Source organism: Aquiflexum sp. (genome assembly GCF_041749095.1).
Lineage (GTDB): Bacteria > Bacteroidota > Bacteroidia > Cytophagales > Cyclobacteriaceae > Aquiflexum.
The window spans coordinates 1-21195 of sequence record NZ_JBGTCA010000422.1 but is presented as its reverse complement, the minus strand read 5'-3'; the positions used below and the strand labels follow the sequence as shown (position 1 = coordinate 21195).

The 21195-nt window shown below is 40.7% G+C and carries 13 protein-coding genes; 9 read left to right on the top strand and 4 right to left on the bottom strand.

Annotated elements, in window-relative coordinates:
- Window positions 1-190: 190 nt before the first annotated feature.
- The gene (locus tag ACEW8O_RS19235; protein ID WP_373496251.1) at window positions 191-646 is read right to left on the bottom strand and encodes a nuclear transport factor 2 family protein; all 456 of its coding nucleotides are present in this window, start codon (window positions 644-646) and stop codon (window positions 191-193) included.
- An 81-nt stretch (window positions 647-727) separates the two neighbouring features.
- Window positions 728-3901 carry a PVC-type heme-binding CxxCH protein gene (locus ACEW8O_RS19230; RefSeq protein ID WP_373496250.1) on the bottom strand — a complete coding sequence of 1058 codons (3174 nt, stop codon included), beginning with the start codon at window positions 3899-3901 and terminating at the stop codon, window positions 728-730.
- 309 nt (window positions 3902-4210) lie between these two features.
- Here ACEW8O_RS19230 and ACEW8O_RS19225 point away from each other — a divergent pair, with 309 nt between their 5' ends.
- From ACEW8O_RS19225 to ACEW8O_RS19210, 4 genes are all read left to right on the top strand, one after another.
- Window positions 4211-6583, top strand: coding sequence for a DUF1549 domain-containing protein (locus ACEW8O_RS19225; protein WP_373496249.1), 2373 nt, complete (start codon window positions 4211-4213; stop codon window positions 6581-6583).
- Between the two features lie 3 nt (window positions 6584-6586).
- Window positions 6587-8014, top strand: coding sequence for a DUF1501 domain-containing protein (locus ACEW8O_RS19220; protein WP_373496248.1), 1428 nt, complete (start codon window positions 6587-6589; stop codon window positions 8012-8014).
- Between the two features lie 138 nt (window positions 8015-8152).
- On the top strand, window positions 8153-10801 hold the full coding sequence (locus ACEW8O_RS19215) for a heme-binding protein (protein ID WP_373496247.1): 2649 nt from the start codon (window positions 8153-8155) through the stop codon (window positions 10799-10801).
- A gap of 384 nt (window positions 10802-11185) precedes the next feature.
- Window positions 11186-11971: a DUF1080 domain-containing protein gene (locus ACEW8O_RS19210; RefSeq protein ID WP_373496246.1), complete on the top strand. Its 786-nt coding sequence runs from the start codon at window positions 11186-11188 to the stop codon at window positions 11969-11971.
- 126 nt (window positions 11972-12097) lie between these two features.
- On the opposite strand, the gene ACEW8O_RS19205 is transcribed toward ACEW8O_RS19210, so the two are convergent.
- Window positions 12098-12883, bottom strand: coding sequence for an NIPSNAP family protein (locus ACEW8O_RS19205; RefSeq protein ID WP_373496245.1), 786 nt, complete (start codon window positions 12881-12883; stop codon window positions 12098-12100).
- Between the two features lie 383 nt (window positions 12884-13266).
- Here ACEW8O_RS19205 and ACEW8O_RS19200 point away from each other — a divergent pair, with 383 nt between their 5' ends.
- From ACEW8O_RS19200 to ACEW8O_RS19185, 4 genes are all read left to right on the top strand, one after another.
- Window positions 13267-14340: an aldose 1-epimerase family protein gene (locus ACEW8O_RS19200; protein WP_373496244.1), complete on the top strand. Its 1074-nt coding sequence runs from the start codon at window positions 13267-13269 to the stop codon at window positions 14338-14340.
- A 134-nt stretch (window positions 14341-14474) separates the two neighbouring features.
- Entirely contained in the window at window positions 14475-15680 is a 1206-nt protein-coding gene (locus ACEW8O_RS19195; RefSeq protein ID WP_373496243.1) for a class I mannose-6-phosphate isomerase, read from the top strand.
- A gap of 269 nt (window positions 15681-15949) precedes the next feature.
- Window positions 15950-16981 carry a sugar phosphate isomerase/epimerase family protein gene (locus tag ACEW8O_RS19190; protein ID WP_373496242.1) on the top strand — a complete coding sequence of 344 codons (1032 nt, stop codon included), beginning with the start codon at window positions 15950-15952 and terminating at the stop codon, window positions 16979-16981.
- 474 nt (window positions 16982-17455) lie between these two features.
- Entirely contained in the window at window positions 17456-18616 is a 1161-nt protein-coding gene (locus tag ACEW8O_RS19185) for a Gfo/Idh/MocA family protein (RefSeq protein ID WP_373496241.1), read from the top strand.
- Window positions 18617-19084: 468 nt separating this feature from the next.
- Here the strand turns inward: ACEW8O_RS19185 and ACEW8O_RS19180 are convergent, their stop codons facing one another.
- Complete coding sequence (locus ACEW8O_RS19180) at window positions 19085-19687, bottom strand: DUF2911 domain-containing protein (RefSeq protein WP_373496240.1); 603 nt, start codon at window positions 19685-19687, stop codon at window positions 19085-19087.
- Between the two features lie 210 nt (window positions 19688-19897).
- On the opposite strand from ACEW8O_RS19180, the gene ACEW8O_RS19175 reads away from it, so the two are divergent.
- Window positions 19898-21195, top strand: a 1298-nt coding sequence (locus tag ACEW8O_RS19175; protein WP_373496239.1) for an AMP-binding protein, incomplete at its 3' end; no start/stop codon positions are given.

The window sequence follows — 21195 nt, the reverse complement described above, 5'->3', positions numbered from 1 at the left end:
ATGTTACCTTAATCCCGTTTTTCAGATTTTTCTATATCCATTCAGTAAATCAAGAAATATATCATTCGCTAAATACGTAGGAAAGTATCTTAAGTTAAAAGTTTAAAATTCCATGTTTGTCAACTGAATTCTCTATTTCTAGAAAGAAAGAGGAAAAATTTAAGTGCTTTATTTTAAAAATCTGAAGCCCTTAATTCCCTTTCAACTCCTCATCCGGTATCGCCATGGTATGATTGGCCAATAGTACATACTTACCTTTCACTTTGGAATATGTCCTCATAAAATGATAGGTTACCGGACTTGGTCCCCGATCCACTACTGTGAATCCACTCACTACACCTGTTTTTCCCAAAATCACCACAGTTTGGTCTCGGGAAATCCTACCCTTGGTATTGTCAGTCTGACCATCCTGAATCCGCTTGGCTCGGGAGATTACTGAAGCCTTTCCATCAATCAGGCCGGCATGGTTGTGAACCCAGACAAAATCTTTTGCCAGGAGATTCTCCAAAAACCCCACATTGGACTCCAAAAGGGCCTTTTCCCAGCCCCTATCCAGTTCCAAAAGTTTTTGATGGTCTTGAGTCTGTGCTCCTGATGTCAAAGTTAGGAGGCAAAGGATAAAAGATGTTAAGATTAATTTTTTCATGGCTTTTCTCTCATTATAGTATTTCGACCCTTATATCGCCGAAGGCATATATCTATTTATATCGCAAAGCATATATCACCATTATCTCTCCATCGGATGCTCCTTCAACAACTCAGCCGGAGAATAAAAACCTTTCTTATCCTCCACAGAAGCCCTAACCTCTTTCACTTTTTCAGGTCTGATGGCAGAAGCCTGATTCCCAAAGGAATTTCTCACATAGGTCAATACCGCTGCTATCTCATTGTCATTGAGCATACCTTCATAAGGGGTCATGGGTACTTGACCGGGATATTCTTTGCCCAAGACTTCCATCGGTCCCAATAGGCCTTTTAATACTAATTTTATCAGCCTTTCTTCGCTACCTAATACCCAAGGTGTACCCACTAATGGAGGAAATAGAGATGCCGATAATCCCCTTCCATCAGGTTGATGACAGGTACTGCAATAACCATCTCTATTATAAATTTCTTTGCCCATATTATACAATTCCAGATCACTGCCGGTCAAATTGGACTTGATATCTTCTTCTTTTTTCTCTCTTACCGTGATTCCATTGATATGTGCAACTGCCGCTTCATGGGCATGAACCATCCATTCATCCAAAGGCATTATTTCTGCCTCAGCCAAAATAGGAAGCCCTTTTTCCCTGGGCAACCAAGATGCCGCTACGATTGCTTCCAACCTGACCCGTCCATGTTCGTCTTTCACTGCATCCATCAATAATTTATCCTGATCTTCCACCTGATGACCCGTGTATCTCAGGATCCTTACTGCCGCTGCCCTTGCCCGATAATCCTTGGCTTTCAGCAATTGCTTGAGTAGCTCTTGGTCAACTTTATTCAATCCCCAAGTTACCCATAATGCTTCCGTCAAATAATGCTCATACCTTGGATCATTTTTATCAAGATTGGCAGACCAGGTTTTAATAGCAGAGTTTACTTCATCCACATTCCTACCTCTGAGTTCTCTCCTTGTTCTATAGCGTGCTCTGAATTCAGGTAGTTTCAAGTTATCCAACAATTCAGGAATGCTGGCCCCATCGATTTTAGCTGGGGTCACCAATGGTCTGGATGGATAGGTAATTCTGTAGATCCTTCCATGCACATGGTCACGAAGCGGATCGCGTGCATTGTGCTGCATATGGCCAATCAGGACATTGTGCCAATCAATAAAATACAAGGATCCATCAGGAGCAAATTCCATATCCACAGGTCTGAAATTCCTGTCAGTTCCTTTGACAATATCCTGCCTGAATTTCGTAGTAAAACCTGTTCCCTGCTCAATCATCTGATGTTGCTTCATACCAAGAAAGCCTATGGTATTGGCGATCAACATATCTCCCTGTACCTCTTCAGGAAAATGTCTGCTCGATACAAATTCCAATCCTGAAGTCGGTCTGACCCTTTGAGATTCTTCAATCAGATTTTGGGATTTATGCGTAGCTTCCCCATATCTAGGCAAAACAGAACCGGGCATCATCCACCTGACATCCGGGCCGGAAGTTTCAGCAAAGAAATTCTGTCCCCAATCATCAAAAGCAATTCCCCAAGGGTTGGGAATGGACAATTGGGCAGTTCTCTCCAAATGACTCCTGGCAGGATTGAACCTATAAAAACCGCCGTTAGTAGCCCTGACCGGGCCATAAGATGTTTCCACATTGGTATGTAGGAATACACCTTCTCCCATATAAATCGCTCCGGAAGGATCTGCGGCAAAAGCTGAAATCACATGGTGGGTATCGTGGTCATCAAATCCGCTTAAAAGTATTTCAACCTTATCTGCCTTGCCATCTCCATTCGTATCCATCAGAATTTTAAGGCTTGTCCCTTGGGAAACATATACCCCTTCAGGCGCAATTTCAAAGCCCATAGGCAAATGAAGTCCCTCTGCAAATATCGTCTGTTTGTCCGCTTTCCCATCGCCATTGGTATCTTCCAGTATGATGATTTTATCATTTGGCTTACTGTCACCGGGTTTGTAATGTGGGTAACTTGGACAGGTGGCTACCCAAAGTCTTCCTTTGTTGTCGAAACTCATCTGAACGGGATTGGCCATATCGGGAAATTCAACCTCAGAGGCAAAAAGCTCTATTTTATAACCCTCAGGAACGGTCAATGTTTTTAGGGCATCTTCTCCATAAAGGTATTCCAAGCTGCCATTTTGTTGCGGGTTAAAATTGGTCTGTACCGGTGGGAGCTCCCTGGTATTTTTATCGGCAGCGGCCAGATCCATTTTCTCACCTTTGGCAGCTTTCCAAATAGCCTCATCTCTGATGACGGTCATCTGTCGGATTTTCTCCAATTCTGCCGGGTAATTGTCCGGTCCAAATGGATTATACCTTCTTCCATAAACATGGACACCATTTGGTGATTTGTAATCGTTGTGCCACATCCAATTCTTTTCCAAGACCATCTCATGGATCAGTTTCCGATGCTCGTCGGCCTTTGGTTTGGCTTTCCCGAAGACTTGATCAGCCAATAAAACAGCCAGTTTTTTATATCCCTCTTCAATCAATTGTGACCCATCGATGGTTAAAGGTTCCGTTGAGGAATCATACCATTTTTTGGAAGGTTCAAAGGCATCCACAAAAAGCACCTGATTTTTTTCCGAAACCTCTTTCATGGCTTTGGTGTACATTGCAAGGTTTTCATTTTCCCTTATACCGTTGGGCAAGTCCCTGCTTCCGGAAAGATCCTCGAATGCTATTGGTGAAATGATGGCAAGTTTGGGAGAAGACTTCCCGTTATAATGTTGGCGAAGGGTATGTTTAATAAAAGCATCCAGCTCGGCCTTATAATTTTCCAGTCCATCTTTCCCCTGAAAGGATTCATTGTAGCCAAAAAATGCCAGAATAACATCCGCCTCATGCCTGCTTAACCATTCATCCGGGGTTTCATAATGTCCTTGGGAATTAGAATTATTGGCCAACTCGGTCTGAAATTCCTCTGCTCCCGGAAATGCCCAAGGAGATTCCCTACCGGAATGAGGTCTGAATCCAGGAGTATTTCCTCCATCGCACATATTGCGGATGTAAAGCAAGCTGTCAGGATATCTAACATGCATTTCCGTTTCAAATGTCCCATATTCCATCATCCTTGAGCCAAGGTTATTACCTACCAACATTATATGTGAACCTTTTTGGAATTCCAATGACTCATCTTGGCTACATTGAAATGCGGCAAATGATATCAATACTATAATGAAAATTCTTATTTGAATGCCAATTTTGAGTTCAAAGGGGTTCGTTGCTTTCATATCATTTGTTAAGTACTTTTCCTTAAAATCATTCGGAAGATTGATAAAGAACAAGGTTGTAATATTTGGAATTTTTTAAAAGAGGCTATCCTGCATTATCCTGTTTAATGATAGATTCACTTGCATTTAATTCAGGAAATCGGGAAAAGGTAAAAACAGGAAGACAAATTACCAAATTGAAAAATGTCAGTCGGCAAATAGACCATATAAAATATTCAAAACATGATGGTACAGGATACTTTTCCTCTGTAATTTAAAGAAAATTAACTCTGGTATTTTAGATTCAATTCAATTGGCTTATATTTTCAAATGATTTCAGACTCTTTTTGGTTTTGGCAGTTTTTGGGAAGACTACATCCTATGATAGTCCATTTCCCCATTAGCCTGTTACTTTTTGCGGCAATTCTCGAGGTATGGACGATAGGTCGGCCTGATTCCAAGTTAAAGCCCGGTATCCATATCATGGTCAAAGCGGGAATCTTCAGTGCCTGGCTTTCATTATTGCTAGGTTTATTGCTGGCAGGAAATGAAGATATTTCAGGAGAATTATTGGACTGGCACAGATTGACAGGGATTTTAACAGGAGTTGGAAGTTTGCTTATTCTCATTTTCTTCCATCTTTCCATTAAGAAACAAAGGTTTCTCAAATGGTTTAGGGCTTCCCTTTTCCTGACATCTCTATCTGTTATAATTACCGGTCATCTTGGTGCTTCCCTGACACACGGAGAAAATTATCTTACCGAAACCTTTCCTTGGTCAGAATCCAATAATTATCAGACCCATAGTTTTGAATTGACCAAATACGGAGACACTTCCGGCGGATTAAGCCATGAAAAGGAAATCCAACTAATCGGTGAAGTAAGGACCATTTTGGCCCATAATTGCTATAAATGCCATAGTGGTGCCAAGGTTGAGGCAGATTTAAGGTTGGATTCCAAAGAGTCAGTTTATAAAGGAGGTGAATCAGGTGAAATCTTACTACCTGGAAATGCCACCCAAAGCGAAATGATCCGCAGAATTAGTCTATCCAAAAACCACAAAGATGTAATGCCCTCAAAGGGCAAACTTCTGAGCAAAGATGAAATCACTCTTTTGGGTTTTTGGATTGACCAAGGCGCGCCTTGGCCTGATGATGCGGAAAATCCCAGCATATACAGGGTCGCAAAAATGGAACCCCGAAAACCCAATCTCCCAAAATCTACTGTGGGTTTTGAAAATCCTGTTGACCTATGGGTTGACTTGTATTTCAAAGAAAACGGGATTACGTGGCAGCAAACTGTCGATGACAAAACCTATCTCCGAAGGATATATTTGGATGTGGTCGGATTGGTGCCCTCACCTTCAGAACTGGAAAGTTTCAATTTGGATGACAGACCCGACAAAAGAGACATTTGGCTAAGAGATCTCTTGGATCGCAAAGAGGACTATGCACAGCATTGGTTGACTTTTTGGAATGATATCCTTAGGAATGATTATACAGGTACAGGATATATCACGAAGGGGCGGTACAATATTACCGATTGGCTATATAAGTCTCTGCAAGAAAATAAACCTTACCACCAATTAGTCAGAGAACTTTTAAATCCTACTGAGGAATCGAAAGGCTTTATCGAAGGTATCCGATGGAGAGGCACCGTCAATGCCAGTCAACGAACGGAAATGCAGGCCGCACAGAATGTCGGACAGGTGATTTTGGGACTCAACCTCAAATGCGCTTCCTGTCATGATAGTTTTATTTCGGATTGGAAATTGGAAGAAGCTTATGCCTTTGCCAATATTTTTGCGGACAGCACTTTGGAACTCAGCCGATGCGACATTCCGACCGGAAAAATGGCAGGAACCAAAATACTCTGGGAGGAATTGGGAGAAATCGACAGCACTGCCACACGTTCCGAGAAACTTCGCCAATTGTCAGATTATCTGGTGCAACCTGCCAATGGCCGAATGTACAGGACAATGGTCAATAGAGTTTGGAAACAAATGATGGGCAGAGGCATAGTGGAACCTGTGGATGAAATGGACAATGAACCTTGGAGTCAGGATTTGTTGGATTGGCTGGCCTCGGAATTTGTGGACAAAAATTATGACCTTAAAGGGTTGATCTATTTGATTGCTTCATCCAGGATTTATCAGTCCGGTTCCATTGGTGTTAAAAGTCCCGATCTTCTTTTTTCAGAAGATTATAAGTTCACCGGAATGGTTCGGAGGAGGTTGACTGCGGAGCAGTTTTCAGATGCCATCAGCCGGATTTTCTATCCTGTTTTTGAAGAAAAAGATCTGAAATATAAACCGGACCAGCTTTTGCCGGAACAGAAGCCAACTGAATTTCCCAGAGCATCCTTGGTAGCCAACAACAGTTTTCTTACCGCTATGGGCAGACCCAATAGGGAGATTGTCTCCACAAGCAGGGACTCCCAAGCCAATCTCTTGCAATCCCTTGAGCTTACAAATGGAGAAAAGCTCAATAATGTCCTTCAAAAGGGAGCAGATTATTGGAAAGAAAAATACCCATCAAGCGATGCTATTATCCAAGAAGTTTTTGCCCAAACGCTAAACAGAAAACCAAGCCAAAAAGAATTTCAGATTGCCAAAGCGGCATTGGGAGATCAACCGGAAACTGATAAAATACAGGATTTGTTTTGGGCGGTTTTATTACTTCCTGAATTTCAGTTAATTTACTGAACCATGAAAAATAACCTGAACAGAAGGGATTTTCTGAAAAAAACAAGTGCTGCCACCATCGCAACGATGGGCTTGGGAGCACCGATGGCAGGTCTGTTTTCTTCCTGCAATTCCAAGATTCCGATCCCATCCTCAGCCGATACAGTTATTTTATTGTTTATGGCCGGGGGAATGGCCCATACCGAAACCTTTGACCCCAAAAAATATACGTCTTTTAGAAAAGGTATTGAGTCAAAAGAGGTATTGAGTACTTTCCCTTCATTCTCGACAGCTTTGGATGGTATTCATTTTTCTGAAGGGTTGGAATCTATAGGGAAAATCATGGACAAAGGCACCTTGATCAGATCTTATGTTGCCGCTGATTTGGGTCATATCCTGCATACCCGGCACCAATATCACTGGCACACCTGCTATGAACCTCCGCAATCAGTGGTGGTCCCGCATATCGGTTCTTGGATTGCCAAGGAATTGGGACCTCTTAATCCAGTCATTCCCCCATTCATCAATATTGGACAAAGGTTTACAGTTGGTGAAGGTGAAGAACTGAAAGCCTTCCATAGTGCAGGATTTTTAGGAAGTGAATTTGGACCTTTTTTAATTCCTGACCCAAGCACTGGACTGGAAAGTGTTAGACCTCCTGTGGGAATGTCAACCGGTAGGTTTGAGGCAAGAAACCAACTCTATGAAAACCTGGTAAAAGAAAGTTCCATGGGAGAATTTGGCAGTGACTATCAAAAAGAGTCCCTGAAAAGATCCATGGAACAAGCCTACATGTTGCTGAATTCTCCGGAAGCAAAGGCCTTTGACCTCAGTTTGGAACCCAAGGAAAGCTACGACATTTACAATACCGGGAAATTTGGACTTGGCTGCCTTTTAGCCAAAAGACTGGTAGATCAAGGTGCAAGATTTCTCAGCGTGACCACGGAATACGAACCTTTCTTTGGCTGGGATACCCATGACAATGGACATACCAGATTGAAGGATATGAAAAAAATGATCGATGCGCCGATAGCACGCTTGATACAGGACCTGGATGAAAACGGAAGATTAGACCGTACATTGGTCATTGTTGCCAGTGAATTCAGCAGGGACATGCTGACGGAAGGAAGGCCTGAACTCAAAGTACTGGATCAGGTAGAGGTTCCTGACATCATTGAGGACATGAAAAATTATGGTATGCACCGGCATTTCACCGATGGCTGTTCCATTTTGCTGTTTGGTGGTGGCATAAAAAGAGGTCATGTGTATGGCAGAACAGCAGATGAAAGGCCCTGTAAAACAGTGGAAAAGCCTATTAAAATAGACAGCATTCATCAAACGATTTACCATACCTTGGGCATATCTCCAGACACAAATTATGAAATCGAAAAAAGACCATTTTACACAACACCTGATGGACACGGGAAAGCTGAAATGGAATTATTAGCTTAAAATTAAAATCCCATAATTGGGCAATTTAGCCTATGAATGGTTTTATAATCGCTGCAATTTCTCTTAACTTGAAAGTCCTTTAATCAAAGAATATTTTCAATTTCACCTTTATTAAATAACCCAATAAATCCAAGAAACATGTTCACAAAACTTTCAATTGGCAAACATCTGATGATCATTCTTTCGGTTTGCCTGGTATTATCCTGTGGAAAAAGTGAAGAGAAGTCAGAACCCCTTGATCCAAAATTGGACAAATTAAAATTGATTTCTGGATTTAAGGCTGAGCATCTCTATAGCCCAGGTGAAAACGAGCAAGGATCGTGGGTGGGAATAACATTCGATGACAAAGGTAGAATGATTGCCACGGATCAGTATGGTTCACTTTATAGGCTGGAAATACCCGCAATAGGATCCGAGGATCTTACACCTAAGGTTGAAAAACTCACGATTGGTTCCGAAGGTGAAAGCAAAATCGGGATGGGTTTTGCACAGGGGGTATTGTACGCTTTCAACAGTCTTTATGTGATGGTGAATCATAACCCGAATGATGCTTTTGACAAAGGAACCGGATTATACAGAATTCAGGATACTACGGGAGACGACCAATATGATAAAATCACTTTAATCAAATCATTGAAAGGGGATCCCGGGGAACATGGGCCTCACAGTATGATTTTATCTCCAGACCAACAATCCATTTATATTGTGGTCGGAAATCATATTGATGTTCCTGAAATGGATGCATACAGGCTGCCCCGTGTTTGGGATGAGGACAATCTTTTTCCGGTCATCAAAGACCCAAGAGGTCATGCCAACAACAGGATGGCTCCCGGAGGATGGATTGCCAAAATTGATCCTGAAGGGAAAAATTGGGAATTGATCAGTGCCGGATTCAGGAATGCCTATGACATCGCTTTCAATGAAGCAGGCGATCTTTTCACTTATGATTCTGATATGGAATGGGATTTTGGTATGCCTTGGTACCGACCTACCAGAATATGCCATGTAACAAGTGGTAGCGAATTTGGCTGGAGAACAGGAAATCAAAAATGGTCACCTGTCTATCCTGACAATTTACCGGCTACTTTGAATATTGGCCAAGGTTCACCTACCAATGTCATGTTCGGAACCGGATCAAATTTTCCTGAGAAATACAGGAAAGCACTTTTTGCTTTTGACTGGAGTTTTGGAATTATTTATGCCGTGTTTTTGGAACCTTCCGGTGCAACTTATTCGGCCACTGCAGAGGAATTTATTTCAGGTTCTCCGCTCCCACTTACTGATGGGGCCATAGGTCCGGATGGTGCTATGTATTTTATGACAGGAGGTAGAAGACTTCAATCTGATGTCTATAGAATTTATTATGATGGCGATGTTGAAGAAAAAAGCACTAAAACTGAACTAACGGAAGCCCATCAGATCAGAAGAAAATTAGAGGAATTCCACACAGGTGGACCAAAAGCCGGTGCCGCGGATTTCCTATGGCCTTATCTGAGGCATGAGGATAGATTTGTCCAATATGCTGCAAGAATTGCCCTTGAGCACCAACCTGTAAAGGAATGGGAAAGTAGGGCTTTGACAGAAAAAGATCCTAATACGTTGGTTCAGTCCATGATTGCACTTTCGAGGCATGGGGACAAAAACCTTCAACCAAAAATTTTAGGAGCCTTAATGAACGTTGATTTTAAACAATTGAATGCGACGGAAAAAGTCAATTTGGTCAGGGCTTTCGAATTGAACCTCTTTAGACAAGGTTTGCCATCAAATAATTTGAGAAGCGAACTAGTCAATTACCTAAACCCGAATTTTCCGGCCAACAATAACAATACCGACAGGCTGCTAAGTAAGGTTTTGGTCTATTTGGATGCCCCTGAGGCTGTGGAAAAAACATTGGCTTTGTTGAAAGAGGCCAAGGATGATGCTGATTTTCAAAAAACTTTCACCTCTTCCTCAGATCTGATTTTGAGAAATCCCCAATACGGATTGGATATCGCTGACATGTTGGCCAATGTCCCACCTGCACAGCAATCCTATTACGCGACAGTTCTTGGTAATGCAAAGGTCGGTTGGACACCTGAACTGAGAGAGGAATATTTCACTTGGATCCATGATGCCTTCAAATACAAAGGGGGAAGAAGTTATGTAGGATTTATAGATCGCGCAAGAAAAATGGCATTGACCCATGTCAGCGCTGATAAATTCGACCATTATAATGAGGTTTCGGGTGCTTCTCTATTGACAGGAAGTGGGAATGATTTGATGGTTTCATCTATTCAACCGCAAGGGCCGGGTAAAAACTGGAAGGTGGATGAAGCTTTGGTATTAATGGATGATCTCAAAGGAAGGGATTTGGTAAAAGGCAAAGGCATGTATGCCGCCACTTTATGTCTATCCTGTCATACCATGCAAGGGGAGGGTGGAATTGTTGGACCAGACTTGACCCAATTGGGGACTAGGTTTTCCACAAAAGACATCCTGGAATCCACCATCCATCCAAATGCAGTCATCAGTGATCAATATGCAGCGACTATATTCTATTTGGCTGACGGCAGTTCAGTATTGGGCAAACTGACCAACGAGGACAAAGAGAAATATTATATTTCCCAAAATCCATTTGATCCACAGACCATCAGAGAAATCCCTAAGAAGGATGTGACAAGCAAGAAATTATCCGATATATCTGTCATGATGCCCGGTTTGATCAACAGGCTGAACGAAGAGGAACTGAAAGATTTGATGGCTTATTTGATCTCAGGAGGAAATCCGAATCATGAGGTTTATCAATAATTTGTGATTGGGAGGAAGAAAAATTGATGTTTAAAGAAAAGAAAATGGTATTTAAGGGTAGTGGGTATCAATAGGAATCAGCCCATTCATAAATAAATGCAAAATACCAATAGGCTTTAGCCAAAAAAGAAATGTAGGATAAAGTATCGGGTAATATGTTTGGCTAAAGCCGAGGGAGATTATTCTTTTTTTTTCCTCCAGCTAAAGCAGGAGGCAATTGATTGGTGAGCTAAGCATAAAATTTTATGCCTTCAGCTGCATTACGGCCGCTCCGATTACGTAATTGGTAGACACGAGGCATTGCCTGTCCCGTTGACAAGCGAGAAGGAAGGTTTATATCTAAAATTCAATTATTGTTAACATTTCAAAATTTATTGAAAATATATGAAGATCATACAGCTAAATCTAATCATATCATCAATTATTCTAATTGCTTCTTTAGGTTGTGGTTCAAGCCCCAATAAAGAAAAGAGTACTGAAACCGTAAGTCTTGATGAAAATGAAGGGTTCATTTCAATTTTCGATGGCCAAAGTCTTGAAGGCTGGGAAGGCGATTCTGTTTATTGGAGAGTGGAAAACGGCATCCTCATCGGAGAGATAACCCCTGAAACCATAGTAAAAAACAACACCTTTTTGATTTGGGAAGGGGCTGAACCGGATGACTTTGAATTGAAACTCGAATTCAGAATTAGTGAAAACGGAAACTCTGGCATCAACTACAGAAGTGGAAGGCTAACAGAATTGCCTTATGCTCTAAAAGGATATCAAGCTGATATAGATGGCAAAAACACCTATACAGGTCAAAATTACGAAGAGAGGAAGAGAACCACTTTAGCTTACAGGGGCCAAAAAACAGAAATCCAACCACAGGACCCTCCCGGGGAATTGAGGGATAATGTTGAAAGAAATGCTTGGAAAGGCTTATTGGTTGTTGAGGATCTAGGTGATCGGGATTCTTTGAAAAATCTGATCCATGCAGAGGACTGGAACAGCATGCACCTGATTATCAAAGAGAATGTTTTGCAACACTTTGTGAATGGGATTTTGATGAGTGAAGTAGTGGACAAAGATCCAATAAACAGCAGTTCAAAGGGCTATTTGGGAGTTCAGGTACATGTGGGACCTCCGATGAAAGTGGAGTTCAGAGATATTTACTTGAAGGAATATTAAGTTCAATTTCTCACTTGCTAAAAATAACTCCCCAAAGATTTACTATTATTTGGTTCTGTTTTGAAGGTATAAATCATAACAAAAACAAATGAATTGGAATCTTTGGGGGATATTAAATTAATTGGTTTATAAATCGGAATAATCTGCTGGATAAAGCAACCTTGTATCATTCCTTGATACGGTATTCTGGTATTCTTCCATTACCTTCATTCTGTCCCAATCAGGGTCAGTCCCAAAAGCTTTCCAATGGGCATCTCTTGATTCCATATTGGGGAAAGAGGTCATATACATCAGATTTGGCATTTGTGCACCTGCCAATGTCTCTGCAAAAAACACGGGATTGAAGTCAAGCTTGAAGAAAATTTCAATTTCTCCTTCATTGAACATTTTCACCTTTTGTCTATAAAGTCTTTCTGTCGCAGCTTCATAACTTCGCAATTCATACACCTGATTTTTTTTGGCGCCAGTTACATTGGACTCTTTAAATCTCGGCATGCCTGTGAAAGCCTGAAGCAATGCGGTTTCAATCCTTTTAAAAGGTGGGTTGTTATGGGAAGCATATATATAAGGATTCCCTGCCTCCAAATAGATATTATCTTTTTCAAGTTTTGACGGTAATGCCAAATATTGCTTCATCGATTTATAGGGAATGAAAACATATATTTTTTTACCTGCATCAGGCTGTGAAGAGATCGGTTTGAAAACGCCAACTTTTCCAACACCGTTTCTATGTAATGCTGGAAGCAAGGCATTTTTCAGGTAATTGTCTACTTGGTTCTCCTGATCTTTATTTTCAATATGGTACGTCCTCAGTTCATAAATATCCTGTTTGGAACTTTGAGCATAAAGATCAAATCCCAGCAAAAAATATATCAATACAGCAATAATTGGAAGTGATTTGTTTGGTTTCATTTTTTCATAGGTTTAAGGTTAATTGTCATTCAAATTATACAAATAGAAAAGAATGGCTTGCCATTAAGTGATAACTTGAAAAGTTATTTTATGGGTGGGAAAATTTGACCTTGCTAACATCTGTTTTCACTTTTTTTCCATACTAATTCTGATTCAACTTTCCATTTAAACCACATTTCTTGCACTGGCAAAAATCACTTGTAAATGAAAGATATTTAATCAATAAATTATGTATTTTACCTAATGTTAAAAGTGTTGTAATGTCTCCAAGTCCTATTCATTTAATTTGTTTACCAATAAACTGAAAAAGCAAGATAGAACAGGATAGAGGATTAATTTATTGATAATAACTTAATTTTTGTTTACTCATAGAATCTGTACAGATGAAAACTCCCTTGTGGAAAGACAAGATTTCAAACTCCCAACAACTTGGCGGAATAGAAACTTCCGTTCTGGACAATGGCACGGGAAAAGGTGTCGGGATTGCTTGGGTCAATACAGGGACCGGCCTTAGATATAAGGTTGTTTTGGACAGGGGCATGGACATCGCTGATGCTTTTTTCAATGCCAGCAGTTTGGCTTGGATCAGCCATGCAGGGGTTGTAGCACCACAACCCTTTTCAAATAATGGAATTGATTGGCTAAGAACTTTTGGCGGCGGATTGCTGACCACCTGCGGTTTATCCCATATCGGAGGCCCTGAATCTGATGAGTCCGGTTCAAGAGGGCTTCACGGGAATTACAGCAACATTGCGGCAGAGAATATTTCTATTCAACAACCCGATCCCATTAATGGGAAAATGGAAATGTGCATCACGGGCCTCATCAGGGAGACAACGACTTTTGGGCCAAGCATTGAGTTGAAAAGAACAATTTCCGCAACACTTGGGCAAGCTTTGATTAGAATTCGGGATGAGGTTACCAATAAGGGAAACACAATTGCCCCTCACATGCTATTGTATCATATCAACTGTGGGTATCCTCTGATTGACGAAGGCACAGATATCATTTGGAAAGGCAGTTGGCATTCGATGGACAATAACCCCCAAAACAGGATTTTCAATGCCAATAATAATTTCAAAAAGTGTTCAGCTCCAATGGATGAACATGCTGGATTTGGGGAGGATGTTGCGTTCATCACCCCTCAATCAGATCAGGATGGAAATTGCACCTGTGGATTTGTCAACCAAAATTTAGGAATAGGCCTGTCCATTAAATTCAACACCAACCAACTCCCTTGGCTGATCAATTGGCAGCATTGGGGAAAAGGAGAGTATGTCACTGCATTGGAACCTGCCACCAATCCCCCAATTGGACAGACCAAAGCCCGAAAAGAAGGTACTTTGATTCAATTGGCTCCAAACGAAAAAAGATTTTATGATCTTGAAATAAAGGTCTTGAACGCAACAGAAGAATTAAAAAACTTAATCGAAATTAACCAGAAAAACCCTATATAATATCCAACATGCCTGCTTCGGGCAGATATCAATGATTATCTTAATATCAAAAAATATCTGGAATGATTAAAATAACCTACAGGATCAGAATTGGCAATAAAGTATTTAATAGATAACCCAATAACCAAAAAAATATGAGTTTGGCAAAAAAAGCATTAGAACAAGGAGAAGGAATCCTCAGATTAGCACCTACTTGGGTACCCAGGTCTTTTTGTGTTCCGGGACGGAGAATCAAATTGCATCCAGATGACTATTATGTCTTAGGTGGCGCAAGAGGTGGCATTGATGAAAGATGGCTGTCTTCTACTACCCCTGCCCAAAACGGCCCTTTGACCGGAAAAAATGAAGGTTTGAGTCCGGTGGTTTTTCAGGATGGTAAAGAAGAAAAGCAGTTTTTGCTGAAAGATGCCATCGAAAATCTTGGCAGTGAAATCATCGGTGAACGTATCTGGGAAAAGTACAAAAGCTGGCCCATGTATTCCAAATTTTTTGATAATATGGGACCTCTACCCCACCACATTCATCACAATGATGAATATGCGGCCATGACAGGTCAGAAGGGAAAGCCCGAAGCGTATTATTTCCCACCACAACTCAATAATCACGGTGGTGATTTTCCCTATACCTTTTTTGGCATTGCACCCGGAACTACCAAAGAGCAGATCAAAGAATGTCTGATGAATTTCAATAAAGGTGACAATAAAATCACCAACTATTCCCAAGCATTCAAATTGGAGCCCGGTACTGGTTGGGATGTACCTCCGGGAATGCTGCATGCCCCGGGTAGTTTGTGCACCTATGAGCCACAGAAGGCTTCGGATATTTTCGCCATGTACCAATCTTTGGTCAATGAGGCCATTATTCCCGATGAGTTGTTATGGAACGGCACTCCAAAAGACAGAATTGGCGATTATGACCTATTGGTAGAAGTCATTGACTGGGAACTGAATACCAATCCCAATATTCTGGAAACCCGATTTATGTTACCAAAACCAGTCTCTGAACTGGAAAATATGAAATCCAATGGCTATATTGAAAACTGGATTTGTTATCTCTCCCATGATTTCAGTGCCAAGGAACTGACGATCTTACCAGGACAGACAATTACCATTACCGATAATGCTGCTTATGGGCTGATCATGATGCAGGGTCATGGAAAAATGGGTGTTTGGGACATTGAGACCCCTGCCTTGATAAGGTATGGTCAATTGACCCATGATGAATTCTTTGTCACTGAAAAAGCAGCCAAGCAGGGAGTCAGGATAACAAACCATTCTAAGACAGATCCCATTGTGATGCTGAAACACTTCGGGCCGAATAACCCGGATTTGAAGCTTTGAAAGTTGTCGGATGACCGATGTATGTGGACCGTTGATCTCTAACCAAATACCTAAATAAAAATTTACTATTTATCAATTCACTAAATAATGTTTGTCCGCAATCATGTCAGTAACTGAACAAAAAAAAAAGAATTTATGATTAGATGCTTCAATGCCCGTTACATCGGCCATCGGTCATCGTCAATTTTAAACAAGGATGAAGCCTAACTGACAAGAATGCGGATAACCTTATCAATAAAAAATCAATAATAATAAAACCAAAAAAAACCATGTCCCAAAATAATTATCCTAAACTACACAATGCCACTTGGCCAGGTATTGTTGGAAAAGGGCCAGATTCTGAGCCTGTTATTTCTTTTGACGAAATGCTGAAATATACCGCTACTGCAGAAGTGGACGGTGTGAAATTTGACGGTATCGATATTGGCCTCTTTGACCCCCATATCGACTTGGACATGTCTGATGACGGCGTCAAACGATTGGCCGAAAAAGTCCAAAACCTCAATCTGAATATCGGAAGCTTGGTCGCTCCGATTTGGGGAGGGCCGGCAATGGGCAGTAAAGAAGACCGTGCATTATTTGTAGAAATGGTCCGAAAATCATGTGCATTCGGCCAAAAACTCAAAGACCTAGGGGTAAGGCAATATGGTGTGGTTCGTATTGATTCTGCCAGTAGTGTAGAAAACTGGGCAAAAGACCCCATAAACAACACCAAACTCATTGCCCAGACATTTAGGGAAGCCTGCGATGTGGCTGCCGATTTTGGAGAAAAACTTGCGGCGGAAGGTGAGATTTGTTGGGGTGGTATGCACAGTTGGAAAGTAATGATTGATACCCTTGATCAGACAAATAGACCTAATATTGGTTTTCAGGCAGATATGTCCCACACCTTTTTGTACATGTTGGGATACAATAGTCCTGATGACAGAATCCTTCCAAAAGATTTTGACTGGAATGATCGGGAGACTTTGGATGAAGCTTTCAAAAAACTCACCAAAGCTTTACGCCCTTGGACGATTGATTTCCATGTGGCTCAAAATGACGGCACTGTTTTCGGTTCAGGTTCTCATGACAAAACAGGAAGACACTGCTTAGCCACAGATCCCAATGGAAAATTAGATATTACCCATGATGCAGGACATTGGTTGCGAAATGCAGACGGTCAACTTACAAAAGCCTTCAACCATATTTGTTGGGATGGCTGTATGTTCCCCAATGCTGTCATGGGAAAGCAGGAAACTTGGAATGATATCCTCGCTGCCATGATCAAAGTCAGGGAAGCGCATGGATGGGTGGGGTAAGTGTCGGATGTCCGATGACGGATGAGCGATGTTGAGGGAAGGGAGACTGAAGAGGATAAAGATTTGTTCCGTCTTTGGTAGTAGTAGAGAAAATTGGCACTTACAGAAAGGGGAATGACATCAAGCTGCCCGTCATTCCGAGGTACGAGGAATCTCAAAAGGATCTATTAATGTTAATTCTATCATTTACTGATCCTCAGGAGACCCTTCCTACGGGTGACGTACCGCTCCGATTTATGTCATTGGTAGGCACGAGGAATCTCTAGAGGGACTATTTATGCTTGTATTTATCATTTCCTAGACCTTAGGAGATGCTTCTCTAGGTTCAGCATGACGGTGACTCCAAAATCTGACAGTGGTTATCAGGTAAATGGATTTAAGCAAATCCACTTTGCTTTTCTAACTTCTAATTCCATTTTCTACTGGAATTAAAATCTTAAATCTAAACTCTAAAATCTAAAATTCATCTAAACCATGAGTAATAAAAAACAAATCCGAATAGGAATGATAGGGACAGGTTTAATGGGCCGAATCCATACCAATGCCTACAAAAGAATACCCGATTTCTTTCCTGAATATCTTTACCAACCTGTATTACAGGCAGTTTGTGCCAGACGCGAAGACAAGGTAAAAGCATTTGCAGCGCAATGGGGTTATTCCTCCTATGAAACTGATTGGAAGAAATTAATTGCGCGGGAAGATATCGATGCATTGGACATTTGCACCCCCAATTCTTCCCATGCAGAAATAGCCATTGCTGCTGCAGCCGCAGGAAAAATGATCCTTTGTGAAAAACCACTTTCTAAAACCGTTGAAGAAGGAGAAGCAATGGTCAAAGCTGTAGAAAAAGCAGGAGTGAAAAATACAGTTTGGTACAATTACAGAAAAGTGCCAGCCGTGACATTGGCAAAGCAGATCGTAGATTCCGGTAAACTGGGAAAGATATTCCATTACAGGGCTAATTTCCTTCAGGACTGGACGATCAATCCCGAACTCCCACAAGGAGGGGATGGACTCTGGAGATTGGATGTGGATGCAGCAGGTTCCGGAGTGACAGGAGACCTTTTAGCACATTGTATCGATACGGCTATGTGGCTCAATGGCGGCATCGCTGATGTGTCAGCTATGACTGAAACTTTCGTCAAAGAACGGGTCCATCAGGAAAGTGGAAATGTACAAAAAGTAGGAATTGACGATGCCTGTTTATTCCATTGCCATTTTGATAACGGTTCACTCGGCCTGTTTGAAGCAACCAGATATGCAAGAGGACATAAGGCACTATATACCTTTGAAATTAACGGGGAAAATGCCTCTATCCGATGGGATTTGCATGATATGAACTGGCTGGAATACTTTGATCATAATGATGAAGCCCATGTCAGGGGTTGGAGAAAAATCCATATCACAGAAGGAGAACAACCTTACATGAAAAGGTGGTGGATTCCCGGTACTTCCATTGGTTATGAGCATTCCTTTATCCATCATGCTGCTGATTTCTTCCATTCCCTTGAAACAGGCAAACCATGCCATCCTACATTTCAGGATGCGTTGGAAACACAAAAAGTTTGTCAAGCAGTTTTGGATTCGGCTAATGAGAAAAAATGGAAGGATACTGGGGTTGACTGGAAAGAGTGATGTCAGTGGGCAGTCGCAGTGGTCAGTAGGCAGTCGCAGTTTGCAGGTTTTACAGTGGGTAGCAGTATGCAGTCGGTAGTCTCAGTGCGCAGTGGGCAGTCTCAGTGGGCAGTAGTTGGCAGTCTCAGTGTGCAGTGGGCAGTTTGGAAGTGCATTCCGAAATGAAGAAACTATAAATTACCTTGAATTATGCATAAATATGAAGTAATTATCTATTGGAGTAAAGAGAACGATTCATTTATTGCAGAATTACCCTAACCACCTTGATTGTTCATGGAAAGACCGCCAATGAAGCTTTAGAAAATGCTCAATTGCTATCGACCTTTGGATAAAGGTTGCTAAGGAAGAAGGAATTCCCATTCCAGAACCTAAAGGTAAATTGATATTTGACTGATTTCTTGGCCCATAAAAAACTCCCACAGATTTCAAATAATCTGTGGGAGTTTGCTTTAATGGCAAATATGGATTTTAGAATGCTCCTTTGAAGCCTTCCATTTTTTGATCCACTTGGGTATCTATCATAAATGATAACCTTACTTTGTCCCAAGCCATGGTTACTTTGGCTACTTTATTATCTTCAGCAGATATTGTGTAAGAAAGTCTTTCGTGAGAATCTGCTGCCATTCTTGGCGTAACATTAATAGCTACCACATCATCTTTAGCCAAAGCTTCCTCATCAATTTTACCATCTTTCATGTAGGTGAATACAGAATTTCCTTTTCCGTTCAAACGAACAGTCCAATCACCTGAAGCTTGGGGAGTGATGAACATTGTGTACTTTCCGGGACGGATATTTTTTCCGCCAATACTTACCCCTGTGCTGAATTCGATCGTAGTGGCAGCATTTGCGCCAGCCCTCCAAGAAACACCATATTTTTCAAGATCACCAAAAACTTTTCTTCCCTTCATTGCAGGTGAAGAATAGTCAATACTGATTTTGGTAAATCCAACATTTTGCGACACAAAAGCCGCAGGGCTTGCCGCAGGGGCTTGCATTTGTGCAAAGGTCAATTCTGTAGCAGTAAAGAAAAGAACCATAATTGCAATGGAATAAAATTTAAGATTTTTCATCATGTTTAATTTTTTTTGATTTTTAATATGTGAAGATACAAGAAGGAAAGAAAAATGTTTTCTTTTCTTTTCATTTATAGAATTATTACCTTTCTCATTAGACATTCACTCGCCTATAAATTTTCCTCTAAATACTAAAAATCCATTGGAATTGAAACAATCCTAAACCACAACGATTAATATTTGAGTATCTTTTTATAGCTATTAATTATGTCGATCCTGAAAAGCCCAAATGACCTATTATCCAAAAAAGATAGTGGAGAAAGTATAAAATTTTGGAGATCAAAGCTTCAAGGCCTTGAACCCCTTCAATTACCCAGAGATCCATTCGGACCATTGGATGAGAAAGGCGATTTTCTGAAAGTCCAATTCCCAAAAGATTCCATCTCAATTGATAAAATCAATAATTTGTTTGGGGAATCATCCATTCTTTTTACTGTAATCAGTAGCCTCCAAGTGCTACTTTATCGCTATAGTAGCCAGCATGATTTTTGTATTGGCACATCAATAGATAATGCATTTTTAAAAGATACACATCGGTATAATTTATCCGAAATAGATTTAAATCCTTTGCCAATTAGAACACGAATTGAAAGCGGATTTTCTTTTGATAGTGTTATTAAAAACTCAAAGCAGACTTTTTACGAAGCTATTGAAAACAGCAATATTACCTTTAGTGAATTGATAAATGGCGTGAAAAATGACCAAATCAGTGACTATTTTTTGAATATCATTTGTTTTTTTAAAAAGGAACAGTATCTAGCTTATAATGATAAAATAAACAACCCTAATGGTCAATACCCCAAAGACCTCAATGCTATTCTGGTCTTTGAATTTGAAGAATCAGATCAATATCTCAATGGATCAATTTCTTTTAGAAGTGATGTATTTGGAGAGGATTTTATCAATCGCATGATTGATCATTATTTACAACTAATGGATTCAATCCGGTTGTTTCCTCAATCGAAAATAAGTCAGTTGAACATTTTAAACCCGAAAGAAAAATCATCTCTCCTTAAAACGGTCAATGATACCGCTACCTCTTTGGATGAAAGAATTACAATTCTTGATCTTTTTGAAAATCAGGTAAAAAATAACCCTGATGCTATTGCGATTGAATTTGAAGGTAATCAACTTACCTACAGCGAACTTGACTCCAAGTCCAATCAATTGGCTCACTACTTGAAAAAGATCGGTATCAATTCTGAAGATCCGGTGCCCATTTGCCTTGACCGCTCTTTGGAAATGGTCATTGCGATTTTTGGAATTATCAAAGCAGGAGGTGCATATGTCCCTATTGACCCTTTTTTTCCTGCTGACAGAATTGATTATATGATTGAGGATACAGGGGCGGATATGGTGATATGCTCCTCTGAAACTTCAAAAAACTTCGGAGATAAAATCAATCGCTTGGTAATGGACAAGGATCTTGAAGTTATCAATCAAATGCCCTCAGCCAAAGTCTCCCCTTCACCTTCACCCGAAAATCTTGTTTATATCATTTACAC

Bases quoted from the DNA above. Each gene is read 5' to 3' on its own strand.
- ACEW8O_RS19235 (WP_373496251.1), bottom strand. From the start codon at position 646: ATGAAAAAATTAATCTTAACATCTTTTATCCTTTGCCTCCTAACTTTG.
- ACEW8O_RS19230 (WP_373496250.1), bottom strand. From the start codon at position 3,901: ATGAAAGCAACGAACCCCTTTGAACTCAAAATTGGCATTCAAATAAGA.
- ACEW8O_RS19225 (WP_373496249.1), top strand. From the start codon at position 4,211: ATGATTTCAGACTCTTTTTGGTTTTGGCAGTTTTTGGGAAGACTACAT.
- ACEW8O_RS19220 (WP_373496248.1), top strand. From the start codon at position 6,587: ATGAAAAATAACCTGAACAGAAGGGATTTTCTGAAAAAAACAAGTGCT.
- ACEW8O_RS19215 (WP_373496247.1), top strand. From the start codon at position 8,153: ATGTTCACAAAACTTTCAATTGGCAAACATCTGATGATCATTCTTTCG.
- ACEW8O_RS19210 (WP_373496246.1), top strand. From the start codon at position 11,186: ATGAAGATCATACAGCTAAATCTAATCATATCATCAATTATTCTAATT.
- ACEW8O_RS19205 (WP_373496245.1), bottom strand. From the start codon at position 12,883: ATGAAACCAAACAAATCACTTCCAATTATTGCTGTATTGATATATTTT.
- ACEW8O_RS19200 (WP_373496244.1), top strand. From the start codon at position 13,267: ATGAAAACTCCCTTGTGGAAAGACAAGATTTCAAACTCCCAACAACTT.
- ACEW8O_RS19195 (WP_373496243.1), top strand. From the start codon at position 14,475: ATGAGTTTGGCAAAAAAAGCATTAGAACAAGGAGAAGGAATCCTCAGA.
- ACEW8O_RS19190 (WP_373496242.1), top strand. From the start codon at position 15,950: ATGTCCCAAAATAATTATCCTAAACTACACAATGCCACTTGGCCAGGT.
- ACEW8O_RS19185 (WP_373496241.1), top strand. From the start codon at position 17,456: ATGAGTAATAAAAAACAAATCCGAATAGGAATGATAGGGACAGGTTTA.
- ACEW8O_RS19180 (WP_373496240.1), bottom strand. From the start codon at position 19,687: ATGAAAAATCTTAAATTTTATTCCATTGCAATTATGGTTCTTTTCTTT.